General features: G+C 55.9%; 12 protein-coding genes. All 12 read right to left on the minus strand.

Annotated elements, in window-relative coordinates; genetic code table 11:
* Nucleotides 1-16 precede the first annotated feature (16 nt).
* Complete coding sequence (locus ACJO5Y_RS13700) at nt 17-937, minus strand: pirin family protein (RefSeq protein ID WP_406987933.1); 921 nt, start codon at nt 935-937, stop codon at nt 17-19.
* Between the two features lie 21 nt (nt 938-958).
* Nucleotides 959-1,522 carry an NADPH-dependent FMN reductase gene (locus ACJO5Y_RS13705; protein ID WP_406987935.1) on the minus strand — a complete coding sequence of 188 codons (564 nt, stop codon included), beginning with the start codon at nt 1,520-1,522 and terminating at the stop codon, nt 959-961.
* 120 nt (nt 1,523-1,642) lie between these two features.
* Nucleotides 1,643-2,008, minus strand: coding sequence for a MerR family transcriptional regulator (locus ACJO5Y_RS13710; protein ID WP_406987937.1), 366 nt, complete (start codon nt 2,006-2,008; stop codon nt 1,643-1,645).
* The gene (gene ihfA, locus ACJO5Y_RS13715) at nt 1,989-2,291 is read right to left on the minus strand and encodes an integration host factor subunit alpha (protein ID WP_127331513.1); all 303 of its coding nucleotides are present in this window, start codon (nt 2,289-2,291) and stop codon (nt 1,989-1,991) included. The genes ACJO5Y_RS13710 and ihfA overlap by 20 nt, the downstream gene beginning before the upstream one ends.
* 3 nt (nt 2,292-2,294) lie before the next feature.
* Nucleotides 2,295-4,667, minus strand: a complete 2,373-nt coding sequence (gene pheT / locus ACJO5Y_RS13720) for a phenylalanine--tRNA ligase subunit beta (protein WP_406987938.1) — start codon at nt 4,665-4,667, stop codon at nt 2,295-2,297.
* A gap of 62 nt (nt 4,668-4,729) precedes the next feature.
* On the minus strand, nt 4,730-5,728 hold the full coding sequence (gene pheS, locus ACJO5Y_RS13725) for a phenylalanine--tRNA ligase subunit alpha (RefSeq protein ID WP_406987940.1): 999 nt from the start codon (nt 5,726-5,728) through the stop codon (nt 4,730-4,732).
* 171 nt (nt 5,729-5,899) lie between these two features.
* On the minus strand, nt 5,900-6,253 hold the full coding sequence (gene rplT / locus ACJO5Y_RS13730; protein WP_012138471.1) for a 50S ribosomal protein L20: 354 nt from the start codon (nt 6,251-6,253) through the stop codon (nt 5,900-5,902).
* 50 nt (nt 6,254-6,303) lie between these two features.
* Nucleotides 6,304-6,495 (minus strand): 50S ribosomal protein L35, encoded by a 192-nt coding sequence (gene rpmI / locus ACJO5Y_RS13735; RefSeq protein ID WP_007151842.1) that lies wholly within the window; start codon nt 6,493-6,495, stop codon nt 6,304-6,306.
* 94 nt (nt 6,496-6,589) lie between these two features.
* Complete coding sequence (gene infC, locus ACJO5Y_RS13740; RefSeq protein WP_406988020.1) at nt 6,590-7,135, minus strand: translation initiation factor IF-3; 546 nt, start codon at nt 7,133-7,135, stop codon at nt 6,590-6,592.
* A complete protein-coding gene (gene thrS, locus ACJO5Y_RS13745; RefSeq protein ID WP_406987941.1) occupies nt 7,132-9,057 on the minus strand; it encodes a threonine--tRNA ligase in 1,926 nt (641 codons plus the stop codon). The genes infC and thrS overlap by 4 nt, the downstream gene beginning before the upstream one ends.
* A 152-nt stretch (nt 9,058-9,209) precedes the next feature.
* Nucleotides 9,210-11,810, minus strand: coding sequence for a TRAP transporter permease (locus tag ACJO5Y_RS13750; RefSeq protein ID WP_406987943.1), 2,601 nt, complete (start codon nt 11,808-11,810; stop codon nt 9,210-9,212).
* A gap of 83 nt (nt 11,811-11,893) precedes the next feature.
* Nucleotides 11,894-12,877, minus strand: coding sequence for a TAXI family TRAP transporter solute-binding subunit (locus ACJO5Y_RS13755; RefSeq protein ID WP_406987945.1), 984 nt, complete (start codon nt 12,875-12,877; stop codon nt 11,894-11,896).
* Between the last annotated feature and the right edge of the window lie 61 nt (nt 12,878-12,938).

Below are 12,938 nucleotides of genomic sequence, written 5' to 3' on the forward strand. Positions count from 1 at the left end.
TGCAGCCAGGGGCCCCCTACCTCTGGGGCAATGGAATAAACTCCACCTCGTCCCCGGGCACCTTATCAAACCGGCCTTCTGTCCAGTCACTTTTGGCCTGTTCAATGCGTTCCTTGCGGCTGGACACGAAGTTCCATTCGATAAACCGCTTGCCCAGGGGCTCGCCACCGATCAGTGCAATCCGGGATTCTTCCACAGCCGTGATCGCGATACCCGGCTGGTTGGCGAAGATCGTCATGGACTGGGCAGGCAGGTCGGTATCCTGGGCTTTCAGGGCGCCACTGGCGACGTAGACCGCTCGCTCCTCGGCTTCTGGCAGGCTCAGGGTTTGTCCAGGCTGTAAATGGGCCTCCACATACAGGGTGTCGGAGAAAAGCCGGACCGGGGATGTCATGCCGTAGGCACTCCCCATCATCACTCTCACGGGTACGCCGTCCACTTTTACCGCAGGTATGTCCTCACTCGGGTAATGATGGAACGACGGCTCAACCTCTTCGTTCTGCTCCGGCAGGGCCAGCCAGAGCTGTAAACCATCGAGCGTGTGGTCTGTCGCGGTTACTTCCGGGCGCTCCCGCTCGGAATGCACCATGCCGCTCCCCGTTACCATCAGGTTGATATCCCCCGGACGAATGGGCTGCAGGCTCCCCAGGGAATCCCGGTGCAGGATCTCCCCTTCGAACAGGTAAGTGACGGTGGCAATACCAATATGCGGATGAGGCCGCACATTGATCCCCTGCCCTGCTGGAAAGTGCGCCGGCCCCATGTGATCGAAGAAGATCCAGGGCCCGACCATTTTGCGTTTCGCCGTAGGCAACAATCGCCTGACGGAAAAGCCACCAAGATCGGTCTCTCTCGGCATGAGAATCAACTCTACCGCACTGCAAGGGGAGGAAACCGCATCACAAGCCTGTTCGGCTTCAGCCATTGTGTTACTCACGACGTCACTCCTTTCATTGATTCAGCGCATGGCCTTGAGTGCCTGCGCCCATTTGGCCATCTCTTCCAGCATGGCCTTGCCCGAGCTTTCGTGGTGCTCAGAGGCATTGAAGGTTTTATTCTCGTCAATTTGTTCCCACGGCATCTGCACCATGACACCCTCGACCATCGGCATCATTTTCAAGGTCGTGACCAGTTGCTTTGACATCTGTGCCGACCTCAAACCACCAGAGACACCGCCGTAACTCACGAAGCCACAGGGTTTGTAGTTCCATTCGCTGTAGACATAATCAAGTGCGTTGACGAACGCCGGAGACGGACAGTAATTGTATTCGGGGACCACAAACGCGTAGGCGTCTGCCGCGGCAACGCTCCGGGACCATGCCTTGGTATGTTCATGCTCGTACTGCTGCATGCGCGGATGCCTGGGCTCATCGTAGACTGGCAGGTTGAAGTCAGCCAGATCCACCAGACTGCTCTCAAACTGCCCCTGACTGTTGGCAAAGTCATGGAACCAGGTGGCGACCGCAGGGCCAACCCGGCCCGGGCGGGTACTGCAGATAATGGTATGAAGTTTCAAGGCCATAATCTTGTTTCCTTTGTATGGGCTAAAAGCGAGGCAACACCCATCAGCATAGTCGATGCCAGAACCAGGCATAAAAAAACCGAAGGCGAACCTTCGGTTTTTTCGTCTGATCCGCCGCAATCAACGCAGTGGAGCGTTCAACACATCCAGCACTTCTTCCAGCTCGGTGATCATCTGCCGGATAAGCTGCTTGTACTGGGAGGTGTCGTCTTTCACCTCATGACTGCTCAGCTTCTGCTTGGCGCCACCAATGGTGTAGCCCTGATCGTACAGCAGGCTGCGGATCTGGCGAATGGTTATGACATCCGCCCGCTGGTAATAGCGGCGATTCCCACGGCGCTTGACCGGCGACAACTGCGGGAATTCCTGCTCCCAGTAACGGAGTACGTGCGCTTTTACGGCACACAGCTCGGCCACTTCACCAATCGTGAAGTAGCGCTTACCCGGAATAGCGGGTAACTCGTTGTTATGACTCGGTTCCAGCATACGTTTCTACTTTCTGTTTTAATTTTTGTCCTGGACGAAACGTAACAACCCGCCGTGCACTGATCGGTATTTCCTCACCAGTTTTCGGATTCCGTCCCGGCCGCTGCTTTTTGTCGCGCAGGTCAAAGTTCCCGAAACCGGACAACTTCACCTGTTCGTTATGGCTGAGTGCGCCTCTGATCTCATCGAAAAAAGCTTCCACCATTTCCTTGGCTTCGCGTTTGTTCAGGCCCAGTTCCTCGTACAAGCGCTCGGCCATTTCCGCTTTCGTCAAAGCCGCCATCTGTTAACTCCTCAGTGTTGCCCCCAGCTCTTCCTTCAATGCCTCAATCACACCGTTGAAGAGTGAGTGCACCTCTTCTTCGTTAAGCGTGCGATCAGGATGCTGCCAGAAAAGGCTCAGGGCAAGGCTGCGGTTACCTTCACCCAGGCTTTCGCCTTCATAGACATCAAACGCACGTAACGCCGTCAGGCACTCGCCGGCATGCTTTTTGGCTACACGCTCCACATCGGCAAACGCCACATCGTTTCCGATAATAATAGCCAAATCTCGCCGAACTTCAGGGAATTTTGAAATTTCTTTGAAATTAGGCACATATCCAGAGACGATCGAATTCAAGGATAGCTCAAACATCAGGATCGTGCCATTAAGTTCAAGATTTTTCTGAACTTGTGGATGTAACGTTCCGATCCAGCCAACCTGTTCACCATCTCGTAACAGCTCTGCCGTTTGTCCCGGATGCAACGCCGGGTGCTGACTGGCCAGGAACTGAATCTCGATCCCCAGGAGACGGAACAGGCTTTCCAGCTCCCCTTTGACGTCAAAAAAGTCAGCTGCTCTGCGACCATTCACCCAGTTTTCAGGCTGTTGCGAGCCAACCACGACACCCGCCAGCATCGGTTGCTGGTCAATGGCATCGCCATCTTTTAAAAAGCGCAGGCCGGTTTCGAACAAGCGGATACGCGGCTGTTGCCGGTTCTGGTTATGGGCCACGGTTTTCAGCAGTCCGCTCCACAGGCTGGTACGCATCACCGACAGGTCCGAGGAAATCGGGTTGGCCAGCTCGATGCCCTCACGATCCGGATCGACCAGTTGCTGAACCTTTGGGTCCACAAAACTGTAGGTCACGGCTTCCTGGTAGCCGCAAGCAACAAAGTAGTTCTGGATTGCCGATACCGGGCGAACCGCCTCTTCCTGGGGGCGCAGCCCCAGGGCCCCTGTCGGTTCGGTGACAGGCAGATTGTTGTATCCGTAGATCCGGCCAATCTCTTCAATCAGGTCTTCTTCGATGGAGATATCCGGGCGGAAAGTGGGCACATGCACGCGCCAGCCATCTTTCAACAGCTTGTCGATGTGCAGTCCCAGCCGGCTCAGGATCTCTTCGACCGTCGTGCGGTCAATGGCCAGGCCCAGGACATCGGCCACACGCTGCTCCCGCAGGTCGATGGTACGATCCCCCGGCAGATGTTCGTCACTGGCAACTTCAACAATCTCACCAGGCTCACCGCCGACGATGTCCATCAACAACGCCGTGCAACGCTCCATGGCATCGCGGGCGAGCTCATAATCCACACCCCGCTCGAAGCGATGAGAGGCATCGGTATGCAGGCCATAGTGGCGTGCCTTGCCGGCGAGAGAAACAGGCTCGAAATAGGCAGATTCGAGCACCAGATCACGGGTCCTTGCGCTCACGCCTGAATGCTCGCCCCCCATAATACCCGCAATAGCCACGGGCTTTTCATGGTCTGCAATCACCAGGGTATCGGCAGTCAACTCCACTTCCTGGCCGTCCAGCAACACCAGCTTTTCGCCCTGCTCTGCCATCCGCACCACGATGCCTCCCTTGATCTCGTCCCGATCAAAGGCGTGCATGGGCTGACCCAACTCCAGCATGACGTAGTTAGTGACGTCCACCGCCGCATCAATTGAGCGGATACCGGAGCGCCGGAGCTTCTCCTGCATCCACAACGGGGATTCCGCCAGCAGGTTCACATTACGCAGAACCCGCCCCAGGTAACGGGGGCACCCAGCCGGGGCTGTCACGGCAATATCCGGCACTTCGGAATGGACCGCTGCAACCGGTTCAATCACCGGCGCTTCGACCAGCAGGCTGTTGAGCACACCCACTTCACGGGCAATGCCCTTGATGGACAGGCAATCCGCACGATTGGGGGTGAGGTCGACATCAATGGTCACATCGTTGAGCTTAAGATAATCAATTAGATCCCGGCCCGTAGGTGCATCCGCAGGCAACTCCATCAACCCGTCACTGTTATCCGACAGCCCCAGCTCTGACTCGGCACACAACATGCCCTCGGAGGGCTGCCCACGCAGCTTGGCTTTCTTGATCCTGAAATCACCAGGGAGCACGGCGCCCACAACGGCAAAAGGAACCTTGAGTCCGTCACGCACGTTCGGCGCACCGCAAACCACTTGCACCGTGTCCTGGCCATTGCTGACCTGGCATACGCGAAGCTTGTCGGCATCGGGATGGGGCTCGACGGAGAGCACTTCCCCGACGACGACACCGCTGAATTGCCCTGCAACTGGCTCGAATCCGTCCACTTCCAGACCCGCCATGGTGATCTGATCCATCAACGCCTGGGAGTTGAGTGTCGGGTTAACCCATTCGCGCAGCCACTGTTCACTGAATTTCATGGTATTTGCCTTGTCCTGATGCGGTTTTGCCTGTTGATTCGATTACCTGTTTGATCGCCGTGTTATCGGAACTGGCGCAGGAAGCGCAGGTCGTTCTCGAAAAACATACGCAGATCACTCACGCCGTAGCGAAGCATGGCCAAGCGCTCTACACCCAGGCCAAAGGCAAAGCCACGGTATTCCTCGGCATCAATACCGCAATGTTCAAATACTTTCGGGTGCACCATTCCACAGCCCATGACTTCCAGCCACTTGATGCTGCCGTCAGCCTCACGCCCCCACTCGATGTCCACTTCCGCGGACGGCTCGGTGAACGGGAAGTAAGACGGCCGGAACCGCACCTCCAGGTCGCGCTCGAAGAACACACTGAGGAACTCTTCCACCGTGCTCTTGAGGTCGGCAAAGCTGACGTCTTTCTCCACCAGCAGCCCTTCCACCTGATGGAACATGGGGGTATGGGTCATGTCGGAGTCGCAACGATAGACCCGCCCCGGGCATATCATGCGGAACGGAGGCTTGCCCGCCGCCATGGTGCGGATTTGCACCGGCGAGGTGTGGGTACGCAGCAAAGTGCCCGGATTAAAATAGAAGGTATCGTGCATGGCACGGGCCGGGTGATGACCGGGAATATTGAGGGCTTCGAAGTTATGGTAGTCATCTTCGATTTCAGGGCCCTGCTCCACGGTATAGCCCGCACGGGAGAAGAACTGTTCGATGCGTTGCAGGGTGCGCGTCACCGGGTGGAGACCGCCCAGATCCTGACCGCGGCCTGGCAGGGTCACGTCAATGGATTCACTGGCCAGCTTCTGCTCAATCGCTGCGCGCTCCAGGTCCGAGCGGCGGGCATTGATGGCCTGCTCCACTTGCCCCTTGGCCTCGTTGATTTTCTGGCCGGCAGCGGGGCGCTCTTCCGCGGAAAGCTTGCCCAGCGTTTTCGCCTGCTGGGTGATCACACCCTTCTTGCCAAGGTATTCGACACGAATTTGATCAAGTGCCTGCAAGCTGTCGGCGCTTTCTACCGCAGCCAACCCGTCCTGAACCAGTTGCTCCAGGTTTTCCATTGACCCTGCTCCAAACCAGAAATGGGAGTACTAAAACCAGTATCTATAAACAAAACCAGTACTTATAAACAAAAATAGGGGAAGAGCGCGCCCTTCCCCTATTAGAGGACGCCACCATGAAACCATGAGGACGTCCGGATCGATCAATAATCGATGAAAGAGCTTAAGCGATCACAGGGACGCTTTGGCCTTCTCAACTACGGCAGCAAATGCCTGCTGCTCGTTCATGGCCAGATCGGCCAGAACCTTACGATCGATCTCAACGTTAGCCTTCTTCAGACCAGCGATCAGACGGCTGTAAGACAGACCGTTGGCGCGGGCACCCGCGTTGATACGGGCAATCCACAGTGCGCGGAATGCGCGCTTACGGTTACGACGGTCACGGTATGCATACTGACCGGCTTTGATAACCGCCTGTTTGGCTACACGATAAACGCGGCTACGCGCTCCGTAATAACCCTTGGCCTGACTGAGAATCTTCTTGTGACGACGACGTGCTACCACGCCACGTTTTACACGAGCCATACTTTAATCCTTCTACCTTTAAACCTTTGCAGGAATGGTTAGCGGCTGAATCAGCACGCCGTCATACGCTTGATGGAAGCCACGTCAGACTTGGCAATCAGCTTGGTACCACGGAGCTGACGCTTACGCTTGGGGCTCTTCTTGGTCAAGATATGACTGGTGAAGGACTGCTTGTGCTTGAAGCCAGTGGCGGTTTTCTTGAACCGCTTGGTAGCTCCGCTTTTGGTTTTCATCTTAGGCATTTTTAAAACTCCGCATTCTATTTTTAAATAAAACAAAATGTGCCCCTGAACGACAAATCCCCCGCAGACGCGGGGGATCATCACCCGATCAGGTTCACTTCTTTTTGCGGGGAGCCACAATCATGGTCATCTGCCGGCCTTCCATTTTCGGCCGCATCTCAACCGTTGCAATCTCTTCGATGTCCGTTTCGATCCGACCCATGAGCTTCATACCGATTTCCTGGTGTGCCATCTCACGGCCACGGAAACGAATCGTGATCTTGCCGCGGTCCCCGTTTTCAAGGAAACGTACCAGGTTGCGTAGTTTGACCTGATAATCCCCTTCTTCAGTTCCTGGACGGAACTTAAGCTCTTTGACCTGCGTCTGCTTCTGCTTTTTCTTGGCAGCCGCCTTGGCCTTCTTATCTTCGAAGACCTTCTTGCCGTAATCCATTATCTTACAGACGATCGGATCGGAATCCGTAACCTGTACCAGATCAAGAGTGGCTTCTTCCGCCTGCTTCAAGGCCTCTTCGATCGGAACAATTCCCACCTGGGTGCCTTCGGCATCAATCAGGCGGACTTCAGTTGCGTCAATGTTGTCATTGATCGGCGCCTTTGGTGTGCGCCCACCCCGATTCGCTCGCTGTTTAATAATCAGATCTCCGTTTTGGTTCTGCCCTTGCGTTGAATGTCATCAGCCAGCAGCTGTTCGAACGCTTCAAGCGACATAGTTCCCAGATCTTCACCTTTGCGGGTTCTCACCGCAACAGCGTTGTTCTCGATTTCTTTGTCACCGACAACAATCAAAAAGGGAACTTTATTAATAGTGTGCTCGCGGATTTTAAAGCCGATCTTCTCGTTTCTCAAGTCAGCATTAACCCTATAGCCCAAAGAATCCCACTTTTTCGCCAGATTCTGACAATAATCACGCTGATTATCGGTGATATTGAGGACCGCAACCTGGGTTGGTGCCAGCCAGGTGGGGAATGCGCCTTCGTATTCCTCGATGAGGATACCAATGAAACGTTCGAACGACCCGAGCACTGCCCGGTGCAGCATGACCGGCGTCTTGCGCTCGGAATTATCTGCCACATACTGGGCGCCAAGGCGGCCCGGCATGGAAAAATCGACCTGAATGGTACCGCATTGCCATACCCGACCGATACAGTCTTTCAGGGAGAATTCAATTTTCGGGCCATAGAATGCGCCCTCACCCGGCAACAGTTCCCAATCCACGCCTTCCCGGTTCAGTGCTTCTTCCAGGGCCGCTTCTGACTTGTCCCATACTTCATCGGAGCCTACACGCTTCTCCGGACGGGTCGACAGCTTGTAGAGGATCTGGTCAAAACCGAAGTCCTTGTACACCTCGTGGAGCAGGTCGATAAAGCGCGACACTTCCTCCTGAATGGCGTCTTCTTCGCAGAAGATGTGGGCATCGTCCTGGGTAAAGCCGCGAACACGCATCAGCCCGTGCAGCGCGCCAGAGGCCTCGTTCCGGTGACAGGAGCCGAATTCAGCGAGGCGCAGCGGCAGGTCCTTGTAACTTTTCAGACCCTGGTTGAACACCTGGATGTGGCACGGGCAGTTCATCGGCTTGATGGCAAAGTCGTGCTTTTCGGACTCGGTGGTGAACATGTCGTCGTGGAACTTGTCCCAGTGACCGGATTTTTCCCACAATGCCCGGGAAACCACCTGGGGCGTCTTGATTTCCTTGTAGCCGTGACGGTGCAGGATATCGCGCATGTACTGCTCGATTTCCTGATACAGGGACCAGCCATCCGGATGCCAGAACACCATCCCCGGGGCTTCTTCCTGCATATGGAACAGGTGCAGCTTCTTGCCGATCTTGCGATGGTCCCGCTTTTCAGCCTCTTCCAGGCGATGCAGGTAGGCCTTCAAATCCTTCTTGTTGCCCCAGGCGGTGCCATACACCCGCTGGAGCTGCTCGTTGCCGGTATCCCCCCGCCAGTAGGCGCCAGCCACCTTGGTCAGCTTGAACGCCTTGAGCTTGCCGGTATTGGGCACATGGGGCCCACGGCAGAGATCAATGAAATCACCCTGACGGTAGAAAGACAGGTCTTCATCACCGGGAATGTCCTCGATGATACGCACCTTGTATTCCTCGCCCATATCGTCAAAGAGCTTTACCGCCTCTTCCCGGGACATCACCGAACGTGACACCGGAATGTCCTGCTTGGCCAACTCTTCCATACGCTTTTCAATGCGCGCCAGATCTTCGTTGGTAAACGGACGGTCAAACTTGAAATCGTAGTAGAAGCCGTTATCGACCACCGGCCCAATAGTCACCTGGGCTGCCGGGAACAACTCCTTGACTGCCATAGCCAGCAGGTGGGCAGTGGAATGGCGGATAATATCCACGCCATCTTCATCCCGCTCAGTCACAATGGCAAGATCAGCGTCATCTTCAATCTGGAAACTGGTGTCCACCAATTTGCCATTGACGCGTCCGGCAAGGGCAGCCTTGGCAAGACCTGCGCCGATATCAGCGGCAACGTCGTGGACGGTAACGGCTTCGGCAAAACTTCGGTGGCTGCCGTCCGGCAGGGTTACTACGGGCATGATTATCTCCTGTGGGTCTCAGCGGTGATCCGTACCAAAGATCACGTGTTGGCGGCCATCCGTGATACAAACCACGGGCCGCATTCGCAGCGGAGTTTAACAGAAAAAAACCCGGCAGGTTAATGCCGGGTTTTTCCTGACAGTCAGAGCAATCAAGCCGTTGCGGCAGCGGCGTCTTCCTTGCTCTTGCGCCGCAACTGGCCGAAGGCCAGCAACCCGAGCAGAATCAGGGCGGGGATGAACATGATTTCCCGGGGGGGACGTTCCAGCTCTACCTGAACGGCGTCTATTGTCCAGCCGAACTGGATGCCGGCATCCTCTGCCGGACTTCCAAATCCGACGAATTCAACCGCCATACGATCGCCATCGGTCCGCAATTCCAGACCAGCATTCATTAGCCGCTCTTCTGGCGAATCGCCTTCAGGGATTTCGAGCTTGAGGTACGTGGTTACGTCACTGCCGTCCAGCGACATGCCCGACGCTTTCAGTATAATGGGATTATCCGCAGGCACTGTCTCCACATACTCCATGATCTCCACGCCGGGACGGTCCTCGGTGGGAGGATAGACCATGTCCCACCAGAAGCCGGGCCGGAACAGGGTGAAAGTAATGAGCAGAAGCAACAGCGATTCCCACTTGTAGCTCTTGGTAAACCAGTATCCCTGAGTGGCCGCCGAAAACACCAATATCGCCGTCACAGCGCTGGCAATGGTAATCAGCAGATCCAGCCATCCGGTCAGCCCGATCAGCAACAACTGGGTGTTGAAGATAAACATGAACGGCAGGATCGCCGTCCGGATGTCGTAGGTGAAACCCTGGATACCGGTTCGTATGGGATCGGCCCCGGATATGGCGGCAGCCGCGTAGGCTGCCAGCCCCACAGGCGGCGTATCGTCCGCGAGGATGCCAAAGTAGAACACGAACAGGTGAACCGCAATCAGCGGAACAATCAACCCGTTCTGAGCGCCCAGAGTGACGATGACCGGCGCCATCAGGGTAGATACCACAATGTAGTTTGCGGTGGTGGGCAACCCCATCCCCAGAATCAGACTGATGACCGCAGTGAAGATCAGCATCAGCAACAGGTTGCCACCGGACAGGAATTCCACGAATTCCGTCATGACCAGACCGATGCCCGTGAGGGTGACGGTACCAACCACAATGCCTGCGGTTGCAGTCGCAACACCAATACCCACCATATTGCGTGCGCCGGTGGACAACGAATGGGCCAGGTCCAGCATGCCGGTTTTGAAGCTTTCAAGGAGGGCACCCTGCTTACGGAAAAACGCCCTCAACGGCCGCTGGGTAACCACGATGAAAATCATAAAAACAGTGGCCCAGAACGCGGACAACTGAGGAGAAAAACGCTCTACCGTCAGACACCAGACCAGAACAACCACTGGCAGCAGGTAGTACAAACCGGTTTTGACCGTCGGCCCCATCTCCGGAAGCTCGCCCATGTCGGCGTTCGGGTCATCGATATCCAGTTCCGGAAAACGCGTCGCGTAGGCCACGAGCCCCACGTATACGAGCAGGAGCAACGGCCCCAGAACCCAGACAGCCGCTTCGCCAAGCCAGATTTTCATCCAGCCAATGCCGTAATAGACCGCAAGCGTCAGTACACTGAGGCCGATCAGGAGGACCACCCAGTTCAACATTCTCTGGGCAAGCGTCGGGCGATTCAGGCGCTCAACGCCCTTCATTTTGAGCTTGCAGGCTTCCAGGTGAACAATGTAAATCAGCGCGACATAGGAGATCAGCGCTGGCAGGATGGCGTGCTTGATCACCTCAAGATAGGAAATGCCCACATACTCGACCATCAGAAACGCGGCGGCGCCCATGATAGGCGGGGTCAACTGACCATTGGTTGAGGCGGCAACCTCGACCGCACCGGCTTTGGTTGCCGGAAAGCCCACTCGCTTCATCAGCGGAATCGTGAACGTGCCGGTAGTCACCACGTTGGCGATAGAGGAACCTGAAATCACCCCGCTCAAACCACTGGAGACCACCGCAGCCTTGGCCGGCCCGCCACGCATGTGCCCGAGGCCTGCATAGGCCACTTTGATAAAGTAGTTACCGGCCCCCGCCCGCTCAAGCAGGGCGCCAAACAGTACAAACAGGAAAACAAAACTGGTGGACACACCCAGCGCCACCCCGAACACCCCTTCGGTACCGAGCCACTGGTGCGAGGCAAGCTTGCTGAGACTCACGCCCTTGTGGGCAATGACATTCGGCATGTAAGGGCCGGCGATGGAATAGGTGATGAAAACAGCGGCAACAATCGTCAGCGGCAGTCCCAGGGAGCGGCGTGTGGCTTCCAGCAACAGCACCAGACCGATCATCGAAACCCAGAGGTCCCTGGTCGTCGGCAGCCCGGGGCGACTGGACAACCCCTCATAAAAAACATATAGGTACGAAGCACAGAAAGCGGCCACCAGGGCCAGAATCCAGTCATAGAAAGGAACACTGTGAAGGTTCCGCCCCTTAATCATCGGGAAGGCCGAAAACGCCAGAAAAACGGCAAACGCCAAGTGTATGGAACGTGCTTCGGTGGAATTGAACAACCCGAAATTGAAGATATACGGCAGCGGTGATGCGATCCAGAGCTGGAACAACGACCAAACCAAAGGAATGACAAATAGAATGATAGCGGCGTTACCGCTGGCTGCCCTGCCCCCGACTTCTGTCTGCAGAATCTGCTCTACGTTTCCGCCATGCACACCAGTCCCTCTAGCCGGGTCGCTCGTTGCCATAAAGAATTCCTGTTACGTGAAAGTTAACCCCTGAATCGACAACACAGCGGGCACACGGCCCGCTGTGTTGAGGCACAGACAGATCAGTCGATCAGACCGGCTTCCTTGTAGTACTTCTCGGCGCCCGGATGCAGGGGAGCACTGAGAGCGTCAGACACCATTTCTTCCTTGTTCAGAACACCAAAGGCCGGATGCAGACGTTTGAAGCTGTCGAAGTTTTCGAACACGGCTTTAACAACCGCATACACCACGTCATTGGGCACGTCTGTGGAAGACACGAACGTTGCCGCGACACCGAAGGTGGTTACGTCATCATCGCTGCCGCGATACATGCCACCAGGAATGACGGCTTTACGATAGTATGGATTATCGTCGATCAGCTTATTGGTGGCGTCGTTGTCGACGCTCACAATGACACTGTCGCAGGAGGTGGTCGCTTCCTTGATGGCACCGGATGGGTGTCCAACGGTATAGAAGAAGGCGTCGATGTTGCCATCACACAGCGCCTGGGACTGCTCGGCAGCCTTGATTTCCGCCGCCAGGGAGAACTTGTCCTGGGTCCAGCCCATTTCCTCCATCAGCACTTCCGCCGTGGCCCGCTGACCGGAACCGGGGTTACCAATAGAAACGCGCTTGCCTTCCAGGTCCTCAAAGGTCTTGATGCCGGAGCCTTTGCTCGCAACAACGGTGAAAGGCTCAGGGTGCAGCGAGAAGACCGCCCGCAGTTTTTCATTCTTGCCGGCGTCTTCAAATTCACTGGTGCCATTAAAGGCGTGATACTGCCAGTCAGACTGAGCGACCGCCAGATCCAGCTCCCCTTCACGAATGGCATTCAGGTTGTAGACGGAACCACCGGTACTCTCGACAGAACACCGAATACCGTGCTCCTTCCGGTCCATGTTCACCAGACGGCAGATTGCACCACCGGCCGGATAGTAAACGCCGGTTACCCCGCCAGTGCCAATGGTGACAAACTGCTGCTCCTGAGCGGAAACCGCAGAGGAGGCGGCGCCAAGGCTAACGGCGGCAGCAAGGGCGAGCACAGAACTTTTGATTTTTAGCGTCATGGGATCTTCCTTTTTCATCATTATCATATGGAACCCGCATCCGCATGCGGACAAACTTCTG

This window comes from Marinobacter alkalisoli, from assembly GCF_045449855.1.
GTDB lineage: Bacteria > Pseudomonadota > Gammaproteobacteria > Pseudomonadales > Oleiphilaceae > Marinobacter.

Bases quoted from the DNA above. Each gene is read 5' to 3' on its own strand.
- ACJO5Y_RS13710 (WP_406987937.1), bottom strand. From the start codon at position 2,008: ATGCTGGAACCGAGTCATAACAACGAGTTACCCGCTATTCCGGGTAAG.
- pheT (WP_406987938.1), bottom strand. From the start codon at position 4,667: ATGAAATTCAGTGAACAGTGGCTGCGCGAATGGGTTAACCCGACACTC.
- ihfA (WP_127331513.1), bottom strand. From the start codon at position 2,291: ATGGCGGCTTTGACGAAAGCGGAAATGGCCGAGCGCTTGTACGAGGAA.
- rplT (WP_012138471.1), bottom strand. From the start codon at position 6,253: ATGGCTCGTGTAAAACGTGGCGTGGTAGCACGTCGTCGTCACAAGAAG.
- thrS (WP_406987941.1), bottom strand. From the start codon at position 9,057: ATGCCCGTAGTAACCCTGCCGGACGGCAGCCACCGAAGTTTTGCCGAA.
- ACJO5Y_RS13750 (WP_406987943.1), bottom strand. From the start codon at position 11,810: ATGGCAACGAGCGACCCGGCTAGAGGGACTGGTGTGCATGGCGGAAAC.
- ACJO5Y_RS13705 (WP_406987935.1), bottom strand. From the start codon at position 1,522: ATGGCCTTGAAACTTCATACCATTATCTGCAGTACCCGCCCGGGCCGG.
- rpmI (WP_007151842.1), bottom strand. From the start codon at position 6,495: ATGCCTAAGATGAAAACCAAAAGCGGAGCTACCAAGCGGTTCAAGAAA.
- ACJO5Y_RS13755 (WP_406987945.1), bottom strand. From the start codon at position 12,877: ATGACGCTAAAAATCAAAAGTTCTGTGCTCGCCCTTGCTGCCGCCGTT.
- pheS (WP_406987940.1), bottom strand. From the start codon at position 5,728: ATGGAAAACCTGGAGCAACTGGTTCAGGACGGGTTGGCTGCGGTAGAA.